At 52.8% G+C, this 19,677-nt stretch carries 14 protein-coding genes and 2 pseudogenes; 9 read left to right on the plus strand and 7 right to left on the minus strand.

Annotation, left to right across the window (positions count from 1 at the left end):
* The first annotated feature begins 85 nt into the window (after nt 1-85).
* From ygjJ to fadH, 3 genes are all read left to right on the plus strand, one after another.
* Nucleotides 86-1,156, plus strand: coding sequence for a protein YgjJ (ygjJ, locus tag ACJHXA_RS15125; RefSeq protein ID WP_000767652.1), 1,071 nt, complete (start codon nt 86-88; stop codon nt 1,154-1,156).
* 16 nt (nt 1,157-1,172) lie between these two features.
* Nucleotides 1,173-3,524, plus strand: a complete 2,352-nt coding sequence (gene ygjK / locus ACJHXA_RS15130) for an alpha-glucosidase (RefSeq protein WP_000695482.1) — start codon at nt 1,173-1,175, stop codon at nt 3,522-3,524.
* A 325-nt stretch (nt 3,525-3,849) separates the two neighbouring features.
* Nucleotides 3,850-5,868 carry an NADPH-dependent 2,4-dienoyl-CoA reductase gene (fadH, locus tag ACJHXA_RS15135; protein ID WP_000121472.1) on the plus strand — a complete coding sequence of 673 codons (2,019 nt, stop codon included), beginning with the start codon at nt 3,850-3,852 and terminating at the stop codon, nt 5,866-5,868.
* 44 nt (nt 5,869-5,912) lie between these two features.
* Here fadH and higA read toward each other — a convergent pair whose 3' ends face one another.
* The 3 genes and pseudogenes from higA to rlmG form a co-directional block, all read right to left on the minus strand.
* Nucleotides 5,913-6,329 (minus strand): type II toxin-antitoxin system antitoxin HigA, encoded by a 417-nt coding sequence (gene higA / locus ACJHXA_RS15140; protein ID WP_000560266.1) that lies wholly within the window; start codon nt 6,327-6,329, stop codon nt 5,913-5,915.
* Nucleotides 6,326-6,403: pseudogene (locus ACJHXA_RS15145) on the minus strand (type II toxin-antitoxin system HigB family toxin); the annotation flags it as partial. The pseudogene ACJHXA_RS15145 and the gene higA, both read right to left, overlap by 4 nt.
* A gap of 196 nt (nt 6,404-6,599) precedes the next feature.
* Complete coding sequence (rlmG, locus tag ACJHXA_RS15150; protein ID WP_000018690.1) at nt 6,600-7,736, minus strand: 23S rRNA (guanine(1835)-N(2))-methyltransferase RlmG; 1,137 nt, start codon at nt 7,734-7,736, stop codon at nt 6,600-6,602.
* A gap of 84 nt (nt 7,737-7,820) precedes the next feature.
* Between rlmG and ACJHXA_RS15155 the strand changes: the two genes are divergently transcribed.
* From ACJHXA_RS15155 to sstT, 5 genes are all read left to right on the plus strand, one after another.
* Nucleotides 7,821-8,324 carry a M48 family metallopeptidase gene (locus ACJHXA_RS15155; RefSeq protein WP_001297151.1) on the plus strand — a complete coding sequence of 168 codons (504 nt, stop codon included), beginning with the start codon at nt 7,821-7,823 and terminating at the stop codon, nt 8,322-8,324.
* Nucleotides 8,325-8,400: 76 nt separating this feature from the next.
* Nucleotides 8,401-9,084: a vancomycin high temperature exclusion protein gene (locus tag ACJHXA_RS15160; RefSeq protein ID WP_001183042.1), complete on the plus strand. Its 684-nt coding sequence runs from the start codon at nt 8,401-8,403 to the stop codon at nt 9,082-9,084.
* A 78-nt stretch (nt 9,085-9,162) separates the two neighbouring features.
* A complete protein-coding gene (locus tag ACJHXA_RS15165; RefSeq protein ID WP_001297165.1) occupies nt 9,163-10,149 on the plus strand; it encodes a Gfo/Idh/MocA family protein in 987 nt (328 codons plus the stop codon).
* Nucleotides 10,150-10,431: 282 nt separating this feature from the next.
* Nucleotides 10,432-11,397 (plus strand): TerC family membrane protein Alx, encoded by a 966-nt coding sequence (gene alx / locus ACJHXA_RS15170; RefSeq protein ID WP_001098805.1) that lies wholly within the window; start codon nt 10,432-10,434, stop codon nt 11,395-11,397.
* Between the two features lie 615 nt (nt 11,398-12,012).
* The gene (sstT, locus tag ACJHXA_RS15175) at nt 12,013-13,257 is read left to right on the plus strand and encodes a serine/threonine transporter SstT (RefSeq protein WP_000211655.1); all 1,245 of its coding nucleotides are present in this window, start codon (nt 12,013-12,015) and stop codon (nt 13,255-13,257) included.
* Between the two features lie 4 nt (nt 13,258-13,261).
* On the opposite strand, the gene ACJHXA_RS15180 is transcribed toward sstT, so the two are convergent.
* The 3 genes from ACJHXA_RS15180 to uxaC all read right to left on the minus strand — a co-directional run bounded on the left by ACJHXA_RS15180 (nt 13,262) and on the right by uxaC (nt 16,810).
* Entirely contained in the window at nt 13,262-13,813 is a 552-nt protein-coding gene (locus ACJHXA_RS15180) for a YgjV family protein (protein WP_000128137.1), read from the minus strand.
* An 82-nt stretch (nt 13,814-13,895) separates the two neighbouring features.
* The gene (gene uxaA, locus ACJHXA_RS15185) at nt 13,896-15,383 is read right to left on the minus strand and encodes an altronate dehydratase (protein WP_001199376.1); all 1,488 of its coding nucleotides are present in this window, start codon (nt 15,381-15,383) and stop codon (nt 13,896-13,898) included.
* Nucleotides 15,384-15,397: 14 nt separating this feature from the next.
* Entirely contained in the window at nt 15,398-16,810 is a 1,413-nt protein-coding gene (gene uxaC / locus ACJHXA_RS15190) for a glucuronate isomerase (protein ID WP_000187441.1), read from the minus strand.
* Nucleotides 16,811-17,292: 482 nt separating this feature from the next.
* Between uxaC and exuT the strand changes: the two genes are divergently transcribed.
* Nucleotides 17,293-18,591, plus strand: coding sequence for a hexuronate transporter ExuT (gene exuT / locus ACJHXA_RS15195; protein ID WP_001226463.1), 1,299 nt, complete (start codon nt 17,293-17,295; stop codon nt 18,589-18,591).
* An 87-nt stretch (nt 18,592-18,678) separates the two neighbouring features.
* On the opposite strand, the pseudogene ACJHXA_RS15200 reads toward exuT, so the two are convergent.
* Nucleotides 18,679-19,551, minus strand: a pseudogene (locus ACJHXA_RS15200) (CfaE/CblD family pilus tip adhesin); the annotation flags it as partial.
* Nucleotides 19,552-19,677: the final 126 nt, after the last annotated feature.

Consider the following 19,677-nt stretch of genomic DNA (forward strand, 5'->3'; position numbering starts at 1 on the left):
AGAGGGAAAATAGTTTCTGCCTTTATATTTTTATAATTACAACGATAAAAGGCTGTACTTTTTCTTTAGCTCATGGATTAACACAATGAAATTAATCACTGCACCATGCAGAGCATTACTTGCTCTGCCGTTTTGCTACGCCTTTTCTGCGGCAGGAGAAGAAGCACGTCCGGCAGAACATGACGACACAAAAACACCTGCAATTACCTCGACATCTTCTCCTTCATTTCGTTTTTACGGCGAATTAGGGGTTGGTGGATATATGGATTTAGAGGGTGAGAATAAACATAAATACAGCGACGGTACCTATATTGAAGGTGGCCTGGAGATGAAGTACGGCTCCTGGTTCGGCCTGATTTACGGCGAAGGCTGGACCGTGCAGGCCGACCACGACGGCAATGCCTGGGTGCCAGACCATAGCTGGGGTGGTTTCGAGGGCGGAATTAACCGTTTCTATGGCGGTTATCGTACCAATGATGGCACCGAAATCATGCTCAGTCTGCGTCAGGATTCCTCGCTGGATGACCTGCAATGGTGGGGCGACTTCACCCCCGATCTGGGCTACGTCATTCCCAATACCCGCGACATTATGACCGCGCTGAAGGTGCAGAACTTAAGCGGCAACTTTCGTTATAGCGTCACCGCCACACCTGCCGGACATCATGACGAAAGCAAAGCCTGGCTACATTTTGGCAAGTACGATCGCTATGACGACAAATACACCTATCCGGCAATGATGAACGGTTACATCCAGTATGACCTTGCCGAAGGCATCACCTGGATGAACGGTCTGGAAATCACCGACGGCACAGGACAGCTCTATCTCACGGGCCTGCTAACTCCTAACTTTGCCGCTCGCGCCTGGCACCATACCGGACGCGCCGACGGGCTGGACGTACCGGGAAGTGAAAGTGGGATGATGGTGAGCGCCATGTATGAAGCGTTAAAGGGCGTTTATCTCTCCACCGCTTACACCTACGCCAAACATCGCCCTGACCACGCTGACGATGAAACCACCTCTTTCATGCAGTTTGGTATCTGGTACGAATACGGCGGCGGACGTTTCGCCACGGCTTTTGATAGCCGCTTCTACATGAAAAATGCCTCTCACGATCCCAGCGACCAAATCTTCCTGATGCAATATTTCTACTGGTAATAAGGACTGTAATTTCATGAAAATAAAAACTATTTTAACGCCAGTAACCTGCGCTCTGCTGATAAGTTTTTCCGCCCATGCCGCTAACGCCGACAATTATAAAAACGTGATTAACCGTACTGGCGCGCCGCAGTACATGAAGGATTACGATTACGACGATCACCAGCGTTTTAATCCGTTTTTCGATCTCGGAGCCTGGCATGGTCATCTGTTGCCAGACGGCCCTAACACCATGGGCGGCTTTCCGGGCGTTGCGCTGCTGACGGAAGAGTACATCAACTTTATGGCCAGCAATTTCGACCGCCTGACCGTCTGGCAGGACGGCAAGAAAGTCGACTTTACGCTGGAGGCATACAGTATTCCCGGTGCGCTGGTGCAAAAACTGACAGCAAAAGATGTGCAAGTCGAAATGACTCTGCGCTTCGCCACGCCGCGCACGTCACTACTGGAAACCAAAATCACCAGCAATAAACCGCTGGATCTGGTGTGGGACGGCGAACTGCTGGAAAAACTGGAAGCGAAAGAAGGGAAACCGCTTTCCGATAAAACCATTGCTGGCGAATACCCTGACTATCAGCGCAAAATCAGCGCCACCCGTGATGGCCTGAAAGTCACCTTTGGCAAAGTGCGCGCCACCTGGGATCTGCTGACCTCCGGCGAATCGGAATATCAGGTGCATAAATCCCTGCCGGTGCAGACTGAAATCAACGGTAATCGCTTTACCAGTAAGGCGCATATCAACGGTTCGACCACGCTCTACACCACCTATTCCCATCTGCTGACCGCTCAGGAAGTTAGCAAAGAGCAAATGCAGATCCGCGATATTCTGGCGCGTCCGGCGTTTTATCTCACCGCCTCGCAGCAACGCTGGGAAGAATACCTGAAGAAAGGGTTAACCAATCCGGATGCGACGCCGGAACAGACGCGCGTCGCGGTGAAAGCGATCGAAACGCTCAACGGTAACTGGCGCTCACCGGGCGGTGCGGTGAAATTTAACACCGTTACACCGTCGGTGACCGGGCGCTGGTTCTCCGGCAATCAGACCTGGCCGTGGGATACCTGGAAGCAGGCGTTTGCGATGGCGCATTTCAATCCGGACATCGCCAAAGAGAATATCCGCGCGGTCTTCTCCTGGCAGATCCAGCCTGGCGATAGCGTGCGTCCGCAGGATGTGGGCTTTGTCCCCGACCTGATAGCGTGGAACCTTAGCCCCGAGCGTGGTGGCGATGGCGGCAACTGGAACGAACGTAATACCAAACCCAGCCTTGCCGCCTGGTCGGTGATGGAAGTGTACAACGTCACCCAGGATAAAGCCTGGTTGGCAGAGATGTACCCGAAACTGGTGGCCTATCACGACTGGTGGTTACGTAACCGCGATCACAACGGCAACGGCGTGCCGGAATATGGCGCGACCCGCGACAAAGCCCACAACACTGAGAGCGGCGAGATGCTGTTTACGGTGAAGAAAGGCAACAAAGAAGAGACGCAGTCTGGGCTGAACAACTACGCCCGCGTGGTGGAGAAAGGCCAGTACGACAGTCTGGAAATTCCGGCACAGGTCGCTGCGTCGTGGGAATCGGGGCGTGATGATGCCGCCGTCTTTGGTTTTATCGACAAAGAACAGCTGGATAAATATGTTGCAAGCGGCGGCAAACGTAGCGACTGGACGGTGAAATTCGCCGAAAACCGCAGTCAGGACGGAACGTTGCTGGGCTACTCGCTATTGCAGGAGTCGGTGGATCAGGCCAGCTATATGTACAGCGATAACCATTATCTGGCGGAGATGGCAACCATCCTCGGTAAGCCAGAAGAGGCCAAACGCTATCGCCAGTTGGCACAGCAGCTCGCGGACTACATCAACACCTGTATGTTCGACCCGACTACCCAGTTCTACTATGACGTACGTATTGAAGATAAACCACTGGCGAACGGCTGCGCGGGCAAACCGATTGTTGAGCGCGGTAAAGGGCCGGAAGGCTGGTCGCCGCTGTTTAACGGTGCGGCAACGCAGGCCAATGCCGACGCGGTGGTGAAGGTGATGCTCGATCCTAAAGAGTTCAACACCTTTGTCCCGCTGGGAACGGCGGCGTTAACCAATCCGGCTTTTGGCGCTGATATCTACTGGCGTGGGCGCGTATGGGTGGATCAGTTCTGGTTTGGTCTGAAAGGGATGGAGCGTTACGGTTATCGTGATGATGCCCTGAAGCTGGCGGATACGTTCTTCCGGCACGCCAAAGGGTTAACCGCCGATGGACCAATTCAGGAAAATTACAACCCGCTGACAGGCGCACAGCAAGGCGCACCAAATTTCTCCTGGAGTGCCGCGCATTTGTATATGTTGTATAACGATTTTTTCCGTAAGCAATAATTTGCAACTGCTGGCGGATGCGGCGTAAACGCCTTATCCGCCCTACATGTGCAATCCTCCTGGCCGGATAAAACGCGGCAAGCGTTGCATCCGGCAACTGCACCGCGCCACTGGCGGATGCGGCGTGAACGCCTTATCCGCCCTACATGTGCAATCCCCCAGGCCGGATAAAACGCGGCAAGCGTCGCATCCGGCGTTACCACCGGGCGTATTCTTTTTGAATCCCATCACAAACCCCGCACTCCCCTTTTCCCTTTTCTCCGGCGACGGCTAAATTAGAACTCATCCGACCACATAACAATTATTTTACATACTGGACAATTTTATGAGCTACCCGTCGCTGTTCGCCCCGCTGGATTTAGGTTTTACCACGTTAAAAAACCGCGTGTTGATGGGCTCAATGCACACCGGGCTGGAGGAATACCCGGACGGTGCCGAGCGGCTGGCAGCGTTTTATGCCGAACGCGCCCGTCACGGCGTGGCGCTGATTGTCAGCGGCGGCATTGCACCAGATTTAACAGGCGTTGGCATGGAAGGTGGCGCAATGCTCAACGACGCCAGCCAGATCCCACACCATCGCACCATTACCGAAGCGGTACATCAGGAAGGCGGCAAAATAGCCCTGCAAATTTTGCATACCGGGCGCTACAGCTACCAACCGCATCTGGTCGCTCCCTCCGCATTGCAGGCCCCCATCAACCGTTTCGTTCCTCACGAACTCACGCATGAAGAGATCCTGCAACTGATCGACGATTTCGCCCACTGCGCGCAACTGGCACGGGAGGCAGGATACGACGGTGTAGAGGTAATGGGGTCCGAAGGGTATTTGATCAACGAATTTCTGACGCTGCGCACCAATCAGCGTAGTGACCAGTGGGGCGGCGATTACCGCAACCGGATGCGATTTGCCGTAGAAGTAGTGCGTACGGTGCGCGAACGCGTCGGCAACGACTTCATTATTATCTACCGGTTGTCGATGCTCGACCTGGTCGAAGGCGGCGGCACTTTTGCCGAAACGGTAGAACTGGCGCAGGCCATTGAAGCGGCGGGCGCGACCATTATCAACACCGGCATTGGCTGGCATGAAGCACGTATTCCGACCATTGCCACGCCCGTGCCGCGCGGCGCATTTACTTGGGTCACGCGCAAACTGAAAGGCCACGTCTCGCTGCCGCTGGTGACCACCAACCGGATTAACGATCCGCAGGTTGCCGACGACATTCTCTCGCGCGGCGATGCCGATATGGTATCGATGGCACGACCGTTTCTTGCTGATGCGGAACTGCTGTCAAAAGCGCAATCGGGGCGAGCCGATGAGATCAACACCTGCATTGGCTGCAATCAGGCCTGCCTCGATCAGATCTTCGTTGGCAAAGTCACCTCGTGCCTGGTGAATCCTCGCGCCTGCCACGAAACCAAAATGCCAATCCTTCCTGCCGTGCAGAAAAAAAATCTGGCGGTGGTCGGTGCGGGACCTGCTGGGCTGGCGTTTGCCATTAACGCGGCGGCGCGTGGGCATCAGGTAACATTGTTTGATGCCCACAGCGAGATCGGCGGGCAGTTTAATATCGCCAAACAGATCCCCGGCAAAGAGGAGTTTTACGAAACGCTGCGCTATTACCACCGGATGATCGAAGTGACGGGCGTGACGCTGAAACTCAATCACACCGTGACGGCGGATCAGTTACAGGCGTTCGATGAAACGATCCTCGCCAGTGGGATCGTGCCGCGCGTTCCGCCTATCGACGGGATCGATCATCCGAAGGTATTGAGTTATCTCGATGTACTGCGCGACAAAGCGCCGGTAGGCAACAAGGTTGCCATCATCGGTTGTGGCGGGATTGGTTTTGATACGGCGATGTATTTAAGTCAGCCGGGCGAATCCACCAGCCAGAATATCGCCAGGTTCTGTAATGAGTGGGGGATCGACAGCAGCCTACAACAGGCTGGTGGCTTAAGCCCGCAGGGAATGCAGATCCCGCGTAGCCCACGGCAAATTGTGATGCTCCAGCGCAAAGCCAGCAAACCGGGACAGGGGTTAGGCAAAACCACCGGCTGGATCCATCGCACCACCCTGCTCTCGCGGGGTGTGAAAATGATCCCAGGCGTAAGTTATCAGAAGATTGACGATGACGGGCTGCATGTGGTGATCAACGGCGAAACGCAGGTATTAGCAGTGGACAATGTGGTGATCTGCGCAGGGCAAGAGCCAAACCGCGCGCTGGCGCAACCGCTGATTGATAGCGGGAAAACTGTGCATTTAATTGGCGGCTGCGATGTGGCTATGGAGCTGGACGCACGACGGGCAATTGCCCAGGGAACACGGCTGGCGCTGGAGATTTAAATCGTTATTTGAAGCGCCGGATGCAACGCATCCGGCACGTCGCGTTAATCAATAAACAAGGCGGGAGAAATGCCGAATCGCGTTGCCAATTTTTTAGCGTGTTCCAGCGTTAATTTCCTCTTCCCGCTCAAAACGCGTGACACCATAGATTTACTGCCAATTTCCGGCAGATCGGAAAGGGTTAAACCATATTGATCCATAAGGGTACGAATCACGGCTATACCGCCAGGCATGGCTTGAGCCATGGCATTAAATTCCGCAAATTCGGGCGCTGATTCTTCCCACGCGGTTATTTTTGCACACACCAGATCCAGCAAGGGGTTTTCAGGATCGTTGAGCAGCAGATGATCTACCAGTTCCAGCGCCTGGGTGTATTGTTCCTCGTTCTGAATACCCGCCAGAAAAGGTGCCACAGCAGTTAGCTTTTCTCCTGCTTGCAAGATGTCGGCAATCGCAATCATTTTTTCCCCTTAGTACGATGAACAGCGGTAAAGAAATCGTATTCTTTATGCGTCATAACTTCACGTATGTAGCATAAACGTTGAACAACGCTAAACAAGAGAATGTAGAGGATGGTGACAGGGATTTTTTGTTTTATGGAAGCGCGATTCCAGAACTGGGCAGACATTGCCGGATGCGACGCTTGCCGCGTCTTATCCGGCCTGGGAGTAACGTGCTGAACGTAGGCCGGATAAGGCGTTAACGCCGCATCCGGCAGGTAACTCCCAATCTTACCGACGACGCCCCAGCTTCACTGTTTTCAGCACCACAAATTTATTATTCGTGGCGATGGTGGTGCAGTTGCCGAAAATCTTCTTCAGTTTATGGAAGTAATCCAGGTGACGGTTGGCAACGATATACAGTTCGCCGTTGATTTTCAGGCAGCGGCGGGCGTGGTGGAACATCTCCCAGGCGACGTTATCGGTCAGCGCATGTTGCTGATGAAACGGCGGGTTGCAGAGCACAGCATTAAAGCGGAAAGGCTCCACTCCGGAGAGCGCGTTGTTGATCATAAACTCGCAGCGATCCAACGCCTCTGGCATGTTGGTTTCAACATTCATTCGGCTGGAAGCGACCGCCATCGGCGATTCATCGACAAACACCACTTTCGCCTGCGGGTTTTTATCAAGCAGCGTCAGGCCAATAACGCCGTTACCACAGCCGAGATCGACAATCTCACCTTCGAGATTCTCTGGCAGATGTTGCATAAAGAAGCGTGCGCCAATATCCAGCCCGGTGCGGGAGAAGACATTCGCATGGTTGTGGATAGTCCAGTCAGTACCTTCCAGCTTCCAGCTAACGGTCTGCGGCGCATCGGCCAGCGGCGGTTCATTGAAAGTGCAATTAATCAGGCGCGCTTTTTTCCATGCCAGCGTAGTGGTGGTCGGGCCGAGCACTTTCTCGAACAGCTCCAGCGTGGAAGTGTGAATGTCACGGGCTTTGGCACCGGCAATAATACGTGTATCCGACGTGACCACTTTGCGCAGCGCACGCAGTTGCTGTTCCAGCAATGCCAGTGTTTTCGGCACTTTGATCAGCACCACACCCGGCTGTTGCGGGTAGTCGGCGGTGCTGTCGAGAAACTTCACGCTCGACTCATCAATCCCGTTGAGGCGTAAATTCTCGCGCGTCGCCAGTTCACTGATGTATGAGTCGCCAATGCTGTACGGCTTATGTTCCGCCAGCGCGCAGCTTAACGCACCAAAGGCATCATTCAGGATCAACACCGGGCCGCGGATTTCTGTGTCGTCCAACTGTTGCAGCAAATATTCATCCGCCGCTTCCCACGCCTGTAGCGGGTTAACGTCATCCGTCGCCGGAAAACGTTGTAGTGTCAGTGAACGGAAACCGTTGTCTAAGTGGCTCATCGGCCCTCCTGAATGATAAAATTTCGACGTTGCCCCTGAAAAGGGTGCGTGAGTATACCCTTTTTCTCTTTTTCGTGGGCGGTTATGAACAATCTTACTTATCTTCAGGGTTATCCCGAGCAGCTACTTTCCCAGGTGCGAACGCTGATTAACGAACAGCGTCTGGGCGATGTGCTGGCAAAACGCTATCCGGGAACACACGACTACGCCACCGATAAAGCCCTCTGGCAATATACTCAGGATCTGAAAAATCAGTTTCTGCGTAATGCCCCGCCGATCAATAAAGTGATGTATGACAATAAGATCCATGTGCTAAAAAACGCGCTCGGGTTACATACCGCTGTTTCTCGTGTGCAGGGCGGCAAGCTGAAAGCAAAAGCAGAGATCCGCGTCGCTACTGTGTTTCGCAACGCGCCGGAACCGTTTTTACGTATGATCGTGGTGCACGAACTGGCGCACCTGAAGGAGAAAGAGCATAACAAAGCGTTTTACCAGTTGTGCTGCCATATGGAGCCGCAGTACCACCAGCTTGAGTTCGACACCCGGCTGTGGCTAACGCAGTTGTCGCTTGGGCAGGACAAAATCTGAAAATGATGTCAGGCGTTATCTTTTCTTTCTTTAGCGCCTAAAATCGACCTCCCCCCTTTCGTTAAGGATAACGACCATGCAGCCCCGTCTTCTTCTCCGTATTTGTTTTTCTCGCCGGACTCTTAAGATTGGCTGTTTGTTGTTGCTTATAGCAGGAGCGACCATTTTTATTGCCGATCGCGTTATGGTCAACGCCAGCAAGCAGCTGACCTGGAGCGATGTCAACGCAGTTCCGGCGCGTAACGTGGGCTTATTGCTGGGGGCCAGGCCGGGTAATCGCTACTTTACCCGACGTATTGATACCGCAGCAGCGTTGTACCACGCCGGAAAAGTGAAATGGCTACTGGTAAGTGGCGATAACGGACGTAAAAATTACGATGAAGCCTCAGGTATGCAGCAGGCTTTGATCGCTAAAGGCGTACCGGCGAAAGTGATCTTCTGCGACTATGCCGGATTCTCAACGCTGGATTCGGTAGTGCGTGCCAAAAAGGTTTTTGGTGAAAACCATATCACCATTATCTCGCAAGAATTTCATAATCAACGCGCCATCTGGCTGGCAAAACAGTACGGCATCGACGCTATCGGTTTTAACGCGCCTGACCTCAATATGAAGCACGGTTTTTATACTCAACTGCGGGAGAAACTCGCTCGTGTCAGCGCCGTGATTGACGCCAAAATCCTCCATCGCCAGCCGAAATATCTCGGGCCATCGGTCATGATTGGGCCGTTTAGTGAGCATGGCTGTCCGGCAAAAGAATAATGCGTATCTGCGCACGTCGAAGATGAAAAAGGCGTGCTACATTGACGACAGAATCCCTTTATGGAGTATCCACGCGTTATGATACGTTTCGCTGTGATTGGTACGAACTGGATCACTCGCCAGTTCGTCGAGGCCGCCCATGAGAGCGGTAAATACAAGTTAACCGCCGTATATTCCCGCAGCCTTGAGCAGGCTCAGCACTTCGCCAATGATTTTTCTGTCGAGCATCTGTTTACCTCGCTGGAAGCGATGGCGGAAAGCGATGCCATTGACGCGGTGTATATTGCCAGCCCGAATGCCCTGCACTTTTCCCAGACACAACTTTTCCTTAGCCATAAAATTCATGTGATTTGCGAGAAACCACTGGCGTCGAATCTGGCGGAAGTGGATGCCGCCATTGCCTGTGCGCGGGAAAATCAGGTGGTGCTGTTTGAGGCATTTAAAACCGCCTGCCTGCCGAACTTTCATTTGCTGCGCCAGGCGCTGCCGAAAGTCGGCAAATTGCGTAAAGTCTTTTTCAACTATTGCCAGTATTCCTCGCGCTATCAACGTTACCTGGACGGTGAAAATCCCAACACCTTTAATCCGTCATTCTCTAACGGTTCAATTATGGATATCGGCTTTTACTGCCTGGCGTCGGCGGTGGCGTTATTTGGTGAGCCGAAAAGCGTGCAGGCAACCGCCAGTTTGCTGGCAAGCGGTGTAGATGCCCACGGCGTGGTGGTGATGGATTACGGTGATTTCAGCGTCACCTTGCAGCACTCAAAAGTCAGTGATTCTGTCCTGGCGAGCGAGATTCAGGGCGAAGCAGGATCGCTGGTGATTGAAAAACTGTCTGAATGCCAGAAAGTGTGCTTCGTGCCGCGTGGCAGCCAAATGCAGGATCTCACCCAGCCGCAGCATATTAATACCATGCTCTACGAAGCAGAGCTGTTCGCTACCCTGGTGGATGAGCATCTGGTGGATCATCCGGGGCTGGCGGTCAGTCGCATCACCGCCAAACTGCTGACCGAGATCCGCCGCCAGACTGGGGTGATTTTTCCGGCAGATAGCGTAAAACTATAATTGCCAAAGTAAAACAGTGTAAAAGGTATGTAACAGACCATTGACTGGCTGAATGGTCTGTCATACTTTGTTACCTGCAAAGGGGAGTAACTTCATTGCCGGTCGATCGTCATTACGATGTGTGAAAAACCACATCCGGTCACCGGGCAACCCGAAAGGAATACGCAGACGTATTCCTTTTTTGTTGTAAGTGAGACCTTGCCGGAAGGCGAGGTCTATGCATAAAAAGCAGCGGCTGACGTCTTCCGACGTTGGCCGTTTTTTTATGTGTAAGGAACTTCTATGAATACTGTCGGCACGCCGTTGCTATGGGGCGGATTCGCTGTTGTTGTCGCCATTATGCTGGCTATCGACCTGTTGTTGCAGGGGCGTCGTGGGGCACATGCCATGACCATGAAACAGGCTGCGGCCTGGTCGCTGGTCTGGGTGACGCTGTCGTTACTGTTTAACGCCGCTTTCTGGTGGTATCTGGTGCAAACTGAAGGTCGCGCCGTTGCCGATCCACAGGCACTGGCCTTTCTCACGGGCTATCTGATTGAGAAATCGCTGGCGGTCGATAACGTCTTTGTCTGGCTGATGTTGTTCAGCTATTTCTCTGTTCCGGCGGCATTACAACGCCGCGTGCTGGTGTATGGCGTGCTCGGGGCGATTGTTCTGCGTACCATCATGATCTTCACAGGCAGCTGGCTGATTTCACAGTTCGACTGGATCCTGTATATCTTCGGTGCCTTCCTGCTGTTTACCGGCGTGAAGATGGCGCTCGCCCATGAAGATGAATCAGGCATTGGCGACAAGCCGCTGGTGCGCTGGCTACGCGGTCATTTGCGCATGACCGACACCATCGACAACGAGCATTTCTTTGTGCGTAAGAATGGATTGCTGTACGCCACACCGCTGATGCTGGTACTGATTCTGGTGGAATTGAGCGACGTGATTTTTGCCGTGGATAGCATTCCGGCTATCTTCGCCGTGACCACTGATCCGTTTATTGTGCTGACCTCAAACCTGTTTGCAATCCTCGGCCTGCGTGCGATGTATTTCCTGCTGGCGGGCGTAGCAGAGCGTTTCTCGATGCTCAAATATGGCCTGGCGGTGATTCTGGTGTTTATCGGTATCAAGATGCTGATTGTCGACTTCTACCATATTCCAATCGCCGTCTCGCTGGGCGTGGTGTTTGGCATTCTGGTGATGACGTTTATTATCAACGCCTGGGTGAATTATCGGCATGATAAGCAGCGGGGAGAATGATCCGCTGTATATTAAGCCATTACTAGAGATAACTCATTCCAGACAAAGGTGAGCTATTAATTATGTAATCGGCTTATAGCTCTTTACAAAAAGACCGCACGGGTGTTGGTGGCGTCAAAATCGCCGAAGCGTTCCCTGGAGGCCGGGGCGACGCGCATGGATGCGCGGCGAGGGCGCATCTTACAGGGACGTTACCTTGCGCCCGACCCGGTAGCCGCAAGGGATAAGCTGAGGGAACCGCGCAGCGGCGATTTTGTTCGCCAGAGCCTGGGGGTGCAGGGGGCGGCGGCGATTGGCCGCCCCCTGCGCGCTCCCTGCGCCAGTGACTTTATATGGCATAACACATTAAAGGAGCGCAACCGTTCTCATATTCCAAATAGTTTTGCCCATATGTTATCTAATCAGCCTTAGTAGCCAGTCCTTCCCTCTGTTTATGTCAAACAAATGTAACAATTAAGTTGCAAAATATGACCTCTCTTTAAAATCCAGCATTTTTCGCTTCCCGAAGCTGTAACTTTCCTTATACTCGACCTTGCAAACACTTTGTTACATCCTGAAAGATGCGTCGACAGAACGCACCAGGGATGTGCGACAACACAATGAAAGGATCGAAAAATGACTACGCAACGTTCACCGGGGCTATTCCGGCGTCTGGCTCATGGCAGCCTGGTAAAACAAATCCTGGTCGGCCTTGTTCTGGGGATTCTTCTGGCATGGATCTCAAAACCCGCGGCGGAAGCTGTTGGTCTGTTAGGTACTTTGTTCGTCGGCGCACTGAAAGCCGTTGCCCCCATCCTGGTGTTGATGCTGGTGATGGCATCTATTGCTAACCACCAGCACGGGCAGAAAACCAATATCCGCCCTATTTTGTTCCTCTATCTGCTGGGTACCTTCTCTGCTGCTCTGGCCGCAGTAGTCTTCAGCTTTGCCTTCCCTTCTACCCTGCATTTATCCAGTAGCGCGGGTGATATTTCGCCGCCGTCAGGCATTGTCGAAGTGATGCGCGGGCTGGTAATGAGCATGGTTTCCAACCCCATCGACGCGCTGCTGAAAGGTAACTACATCGGGATCCTGGTGTGGGCAATTGGCCTCGGTTTCGCACTGCGTCACGGTAACGAGACCACCAAAAACCTGGTCAACGATATGTCGAATGCCGTCACCTTTATGGTGAAACTGGTCATTCGCTTCGCACCGATTGGTATTTTTGGTCTGGTTTCTTCTACCCTGGCAACCACCGGTTTCTCCACACTGTGGGGCTACGCGCAACTGCTGGTCGTGCTGGTTGGCTGTATGTTACTGGTGGCGCTGGTGGTTAACCCATTGCTGGTGTGGTGGAAAATTCGTCGTAACCCGTTCCCGCTGGTGCTGCTGTGCCTGCGCGAAAGCGGCGTGTATGCCTTCTTCACCCGCAGCTCTGCGGCGAACATTCCGGTGAATATGGCACTGTGTGAAAAGCTGAATCTGGATCGCGATACCTATTCCGTTTCTATTCCGCTGGGTGCCACCATCAATATGGCGGGCGCAGCAATCACCATTACCGTGTTGACGCTGGCTGCGGTTAATACGCTGGGTATCCCGGTCGATCTGCCCACGGCGCTGCTGTTGAGCGTGGTGGCTTCTCTGTGTGCCTGTGGCGCATCCGGCGTGGCGGGGGGTTCTCTGCTGCTGATCCCGCTGGCCTGTAATATGTTCGGTATTTCGAACGATATCGCCATGCAGGTGGTTGCCGTCGGCTTTATCATCGGCGTATTGCAGGACTCTTGCGAAACCGCGCTGAACTCTTCAACTGACGTGCTGTTCACTGCGGCAGCTTGCCAGGCGGAAGACGATCGTCTGGCAAATAGCGCCCTGCGTAATTAATTGTTTAACCCCTTTCGTCTACGGCGGGAGGGGTTTTCTCTACTTTAAACGGATCAATTCCCCTTTTCTGCATCCGCCAGAAACGAATGATATTCAAGCCATTCATAAGCAGAAAACTACCCTCAATCATTGTGCCGCCTATCGACCCCGCCCAGAAGTTGTGAATCACCCAGCAACACGTTGAAAACCACATCACGCAGCGCATGGTGAGCCCTTTACAGCGGAACAGCGCCCAGGTACTGACAATCGTACCGATAACCGGCAATAGTTCGACAGGATGATGGAACTTCGCGAGGCCAATTCCGCCAGTCAGCACAATAAAAATCGCCATTACCCATAAGCTGCGCGTGCGTAAGGTAATCAATGTACGAATGGCATTAAGGATGGCACTGGCACCAGCGGGATAGGTGCCCAGAAGAAAAAAATGTACGCCAATAACGGCGCTATAGACCGAAAGCTGCTTTTTGAAGCGACGTTCGTCACGATTGAAAAATGTTGTGATACCAATCAGAAAGGCGATGACACCCACGCCCTGGGCCAGCCAATACGCGGTCATGATAAATCCTTATCAGGTATGGAAAAGCAAACGGCGCTTCACATTATGAAACGCCGTTTTTTATTAACAACTCATTTCGACTTTATAGCGTTACGCCGCTTTTGAAGATCGCCAGTTCGCGGAAGTCGTTACGCTCGTTGCAGGTTTGTTTACCGTTGGCAAACTCAACGATGGTGTCGATAAATTCTTCCAGCAACTGCGGCATCGCTTTACCGTGGATCAGCTGACCCGCGTCAAAGTCGATCCAGTGTTTTTTCTTCGCCGCCAGTTCACTGTTGGTAGCGATTTTCACCGTCGGTACAAAGCCGCCGTATGGCGTGCCACGACCAGTACTGAACAGCACCATATGGCAGCCCGCACCCGCCAGGGCGCTGGTCGCTACGGCATCGTTACCCGGCGCACTTAACAAGTTCAGCCCCGGCGTTTTCAGACGCTCGCCGTAACGCAGCACGTCAACCACGACGCTGGAACCCGCTTTCTGGGTACAGCCAAGGGATTTATCTTCCAGCGTGGTGATACCGCCCGCTTTGTTCCCCGGCGATGGGTTTTCATAGATCGGCTGGTCATGGGCAATAAAGTACTGTTTGAAGTCGTTGACCATGGTGACCAGTTTTTCAAACGTTGCTTCGTCGCGGCAATGGTCCATCAGCAACTGCTCTGCGCCAAACATCTCCGGCACTTCGGTCAGTACGGTAGTACCGCCGTTAGCAATCACGTAGTCAGAGAAACGCCCCAGCATCGGGTTAGCAGTAATACCAGAAAGACCGTCAGAACCACCGCACTCCAGACCAAACTTCAGTTCGCTGAGTTTGCCTGGCTCGCGTTTATCGTTGCGCATCACGTTATACAGCTGATGCAAATGCTCGATCCCGGCTTCGATCTCATCATCCTGCTGTTGGCAGATCATGAAATGAACGCGTTCAGGATCGATATCGCCCAACGTTTCACGGAATGCGGCAACCTGGTTGTTTTCACAGCCCAGACCAATCACCAGCACTGCGCCCGCGTTCGGGTGGCGCACCATGTTTTGCAGCATGGTGCGGGTGTTGATGTGATCGTCGCCCAGTTGTGAGCAGCCGTAGGTGTGGCTGAAGAGGAACACGCCGTCGGTACCTTCGGCGTTGTTGGTCTCTTTCAGGAAACGGTTCTGGATTTGCCGCGCGATGCCGTTGACACAGCCCACGGTTGGCAGGATCCACAGCTCATTACGCACCCCGACATCGCCGTTAGCGCGACGATAGATCTGCACTTCACGATCTGCCGCTTGCGCAGGCAGATCCTGAAAATCAGGTTGATAGCGATACTGATCCAGATCGCTCAGATTCGTGCGCGTATTGTGGGCGTGGACGTGTTCCCCCGCCGCAATATCCGCCAATGCATAACCAATCGGCAGGCCATATTTGATGACGTTGGCCCCTTTTGCGATATCCGTTAACGCAAATTTATGTCCACGAGCAACATCCTGGCGCAGCGTAACAGTCTGGTTATCGACACTGACTTCTGTGCCTTCAGCCAAATCTGCTAAAGCGACCGCGACGTTATCCAGCGCATGGATCTTGATGTATTGCATATCAACCCCAGACCTTAGTTCAGTTCAATGGCGAAGTAGTCACGCGCATTGTTAAAGCAAATATTTTTCACCATCTCGCCCAGCAGGTTGATGTCCGCCGGTGCTTCGCCCGCTTCCACCCAGCGACCGATCATCTGGCACAGAATGCGGCGGAAGTATTCGTGACGGGTGTATGACAGGAAGCTACGGCTGTCAGTCAGCATACCGACAAAGCGGCTCAGCAGACCGAGCTGCGCCAGTTGGGTCATCTGACGTTCCATACCGTCTTTCTGATCGTTAAACCACCAGCCGGAACCGAACTGCATTTTGCCCGGCATACCTTCGCCCTGGAAGTTACCGATCATGGTGCCCAGCACTTCGTTATCGCGCGGGTTCAGGCAGTAGAGAATGGTTTTCGGCAGCAGGTTTTCTTCGTTCTGCTTGCTCAGCAGCTTAGACAACTCTTCCGCCATCGGACGGTCGTTGATGGAGTCAAAGCCTACATCCGGCCCCAGCAGTTTGAACTGACGCAGGTTGTTATTACGCAGCGCGCCAATGTGGTACTGCTGTACCCAGCCGCGACGTGCATATTCGGCACCAAGGAACACCAGTACCGCAGTTTTGAACTGTGCCACTTCGTGCTCGCTCAGGGGTTCGCCAGCCAGACGGCGCGCCAGAATGCTGTCCAGTTCCGCTTCGTTCGCTTCAGCAAACATCACCACGTCCAGCGCATGGTCAGACACTTTACAGCCGTGAGCGGCGAAGTGATCCAGACGTTTGGTCAAGGCAGTTTGCAGGTCAGCAAAGCGGCGAATGTCGGTATCGGAAACTTCGCCCAGCTTCGCCATGTAGTCGTTAAAGGTCGCCTGTTCGATGTTGAAGGCTTTGTCCGGACGCCAGCTCGGCAGCACTTTGATGGTGAAAGAGCCGTCTTTGGCGATCTCTGCGTGATGCTCCAGAGAATCGATCGGGTCATCGGTGGTGCCGACCATTTTCACGTTCATCTGCTGCATGATGCCGCGCGCGGAGAAGTTATCCTGCGCCAGCAGTTCGTTACATTCGTTCCAGATTTCATCGGCAGTTGACGGAGAAAGCAATTTGCCAGTGATACCAAACGGACGACGCAGTTCGAGGTGCGTCCAGTGGTATAACGGGTTGCCGATAGTGTGCGGAACAGTCGCCGCCCAGGCGTCAAATTTTTCACGGTCAGACGCATCACCGGTACACAGACGCTCGGCCACACCGTTGGTACGCATAGCGCGCCATTTGTAGTGATCGCCTTTCAGCCAGATGTCATACAGGTTTTTAAAACGATAGTCTTCCGCAATCTGCTGCGGCGGCAAATGGCAATGGTAATCGAAAATCGGCTGGTCTTTTGCGTAGTCGTGATACAGACGGCGGGCAAATTCGGTATCTAACAGGAAATCTTCAGTCATAAACGGAGTCATTTTCGTCTTCCTCTCAACGAGTGAGCTAGCTTGCTTATGGTGCGATGCTGACAAAGTTATCACACCAATTTCCAGAGTCCGAAGATATTTTCGTGAGTTAGATCAATAAACGTAGTTAAAAAAATTACTCTCAAAGTGGTAAATCTCTCTGCAGGCCGCGCCAGTACTGGCCTCGCTGTCGTCAGGTAATGTCCCTACAAATATTCGCACATTTGTGATGGCTCTCACCTTTTAAAGTTGTATGACAAGTTATCTTTCTGCCGTCGCAAATCATAAGTCGACGGAATGCAAATTGCCGATTCATTCATTTGTTAGATGAATCGGGTTAACCGGTACGGAAGCCGAATTAGCACGAAACTTTCATGGCAACGTTCGGGGCGTGCCGGTTTTTTTTCGGTTACCCGGTCGTAACTAACATCTTCAGCCTCTGGCGGGATGATGGCCGCGCTTCCTGCGGATATAACAAAACGATGAGGTTTTACATGCGTAAAATTAAAGGGTTACGTTGGTATATGATCGCACTGGTGACGCTCGGCACCGTGCTTGGTTACCTGACGCGTAACACTGTGGCGGCAGCTGCGCCAACTCTGATGGAAGAGTTAAACATCTCCACCCAACAGTATTCCTATATCATCGCAGCCTATTCTGCTGCTTATACGGTCATGCAACCGGTAGCAGGTTATGTACTGGATGTGCTGGGTACGAAAATCGGTTATGCAATGTTTGCTGTGCTGTGGGCCGTGTTCTGTGGTGCAACCGCGCTGGCTGGTAGCTGGGGTGGCCTGGCGATTGCTCGTGGTGCAGTCGGTGCCGCGGAAGCAGCGATGATCCCGGCGGGTCTGAAAGCCAGCTCCGAATGGTTTCCGGCGAAAGAGCGTTCCATCGCGGTAGGTTACTTTAACGTAGGTTCTTCGATTGGTGCGATGATTGCGCCGCCGCTGGTGGTATGGGCAATCGTAATGCACAGCTGGCAGATGGCATTTATCATCTCCGGTGCATTGAGCTTTATCTGGGCGATGGCATGGCTGATTTTCTATAAACATCCACGCGACCAGAAGCATCTGACCGATGAAGAACGCGACTATATTATTAATGGTCAGGAAGCCCAGCACCAGGTGAGCACGGCGAAGAAAATGTCCGTTGGTCAGATCCTGCGTAACCGTCAGTTCTGGGGTATCGCGCTGCCGCGTTTCCTGGCAGAACCGGCCTGGGGTACTTTTAACGCGTGGATCCCGCTGTTCATGTTTAAAGTTTACGGCTTTAACCTGAAAGAGATCGCGATGTTCGCCTGGATGCCGATGCTGTTTGCTGACCTCGGTTGTATCCTCGGTGGTTACCTGCCGCCGCTGTTCCAGCGTTGGTTTGGTGTGAACCTGATCGTTTCCCGTAAGATGGTCGTAACGCTGGGTGCTGTGCTGATGATTGGCCCGGGTATGATCGGTCTGTTCACCAACCCGTATGTCGCAATTATGCTGCTGTGTATCGGTGGTTTTGCCCACCAGGCACTGTCTGGCGCGCTGATTACGCTCTCTTCTGACGTGTTCGGTCGTAACGAAGTGGCGACGGCGAACGGTTTAACCGGGATGTCCGCATGGCTGGCAAGTACGCTGTTTGCGCTGGTTGTCGGTGCACTGGCTGACACCATCGGCTTCAGCCCGCTGTTCGCAGTTCTGGCAGTATTTGACCTGCTGGGTGCGCTGGTTATCTGGACCGTGTTGCAGAACAAACCGGCGATTGAGGTGGCGCAGGAAACACATAACGATCCCGCACCGCAACATTAACGTTTAACTTAAGTTGTAATGACGAAGCCGCCTTATCAGACGGCTTCGTCGTTTATATAGAAAAAAGCGTTTGTCCGGTTTGCAGGGTTAATTGATGGTTGGCAAGGAAGGCGTAAAGATTACTGACAATTTGCCCATGTAGTACCCGGCCTGTTTATCCATCACGCTGAATTTATCGACTGCCAGAGTCAAGGGTGTCGGCACACACATCACGGCATAGCGAATACCGGGCAGTACCACCGGACGCACACGTTTCAGGTTAATGCTGTTCCAGACCATATTTTCATTATTGCGCACATCAATTTGCCCACCGGTTTCCGGGTTGTACATTTTGACCCGGTAATCAATGCGTTCTCCCTCGTCGGTGGTGGTCCCTCCCTGACGATAGATAGAGAAGTAACCGTCTCTGCGCCCTGCAGCTGGTCGCCCTTCATCTTTGAGCATGATTTCATAACTGATGGCATTACCGTTAAAACCATCGTACAGGCACATGTCCAACATGGTCAGATCTTGCGCGTAGTTGCTGCCGTTAACGCTTCCTGTTGGATGCAAGTCTAACTGCACCCTTGGCGTGGCGTGGGCGAACTCCGGGAAGAACACGTCAATATGGTTGGGGTCGAGCGTATTCAGGGTAATATTTGCGAAATAGTCCTGGGCCGGGCTGTTCGAATGTAATTTAACTTTCCCCTTCCAGACGCCACCAATCGGCAAATTCTTCATCTCTGTCTGCTCAAGGTAGAGCGTAAGAAACTTTGTATCGTATATATAATAATGTTGACCATCTTCTGTACATGAAGATCTATTAGAATCCTTAAGATTCGTCTGAAGCCCTTTGCCCCCCTTGCATCCTGGCGGCGCTTCATCGCTACTTACAATGGCTGTTTTAAATCCTTTGAGTTTTACCGGCCAACGCATCCCACTGCGTTGTTCAGTTAAATAGATTTGTACTGTCGATATATTTCTGGATTTGCCCCTATATTTCCAGACACCTGTTATCACTTAACCCATTACTGGCCTGCTGCCGCAGATATTCCCGTGGCGAGCGATAACCCAGTGCACTATGCGGATGCCATTCGTTATAATGCT

The sequence above is a fragment of the Escherichia sp. WS33 genome, from assembly GCF_046486385.1.
Taxonomy (GTDB): domain Bacteria; phylum Pseudomonadota; class Gammaproteobacteria; order Enterobacterales; family Enterobacteriaceae; genus ECMA0423.

Excerpts from the sequence above, each read along its gene's own strand:
- ACJHXA_RS15155 (WP_001297151.1), top strand. The coding sequence starts at position 7,821 with ATGAACAATCTTACTTATCTTCAGGGTTATCCCGAGCAGCTACTTTCC.
- uxaC (WP_000187441.1), bottom strand. The coding sequence starts at position 16,810 with ATGACTCCGTTTATGACTGAAGATTTCCTGTTAGATACCGAATTTGCC.
- rlmG (WP_000018690.1), bottom strand. The coding sequence starts at position 7,736 with ATGAGCCACTTAGACAACGGTTTCCGTTCACTGACACTACAACGTTTT.
- alx (WP_001098805.1), top strand. The coding sequence starts at position 10,432 with ATGAATACTGTCGGCACGCCGTTGCTATGGGGCGGATTCGCTGTTGTT.
- uxaA (WP_001199376.1), bottom strand. The coding sequence starts at position 15,383 with ATGCAATACATCAAGATCCATGCGCTGGATAACGTCGCGGTCGCTTTA.
- ygjK (WP_000695482.1), top strand. The coding sequence starts at position 1,173 with ATGAAAATAAAAACTATTTTAACGCCAGTAACCTGCGCTCTGCTGATA.
- ACJHXA_RS15165 (WP_001297165.1), top strand. The coding sequence starts at position 9,163 with ATGATACGTTTCGCTGTGATTGGTACGAACTGGATCACTCGCCAGTTC.
- ACJHXA_RS15180 (WP_000128137.1), bottom strand. The coding sequence starts at position 13,813 with ATGACCGCGTATTGGCTGGCCCAGGGCGTGGGTGTCATCGCCTTTCTG.
- sstT (WP_000211655.1), top strand. The coding sequence starts at position 12,013 with ATGACTACGCAACGTTCACCGGGGCTATTCCGGCGTCTGGCTCATGGC.
- higA (WP_000560266.1), bottom strand. The coding sequence starts at position 6,329 with ATGATTGCGATTGCCGACATCTTGCAAGCAGGAGAAAAGCTAACTGCT.
- ACJHXA_RS15160 (WP_001183042.1), top strand. The coding sequence starts at position 8,401 with ATGCAGCCCCGTCTTCTTCTCCGTATTTGTTTTTCTCGCCGGACTCTT.
- ygjJ (WP_000767652.1), top strand. The coding sequence starts at position 86 with ATGAAATTAATCACTGCACCATGCAGAGCATTACTTGCTCTGCCGTTT.
- exuT (WP_001226463.1), top strand. The coding sequence starts at position 17,293 with ATGCGTAAAATTAAAGGGTTACGTTGGTATATGATCGCACTGGTGACG.
- fadH (WP_000121472.1), top strand. The coding sequence starts at position 3,850 with ATGAGCTACCCGTCGCTGTTCGCCCCGCTGGATTTAGGTTTTACCACG.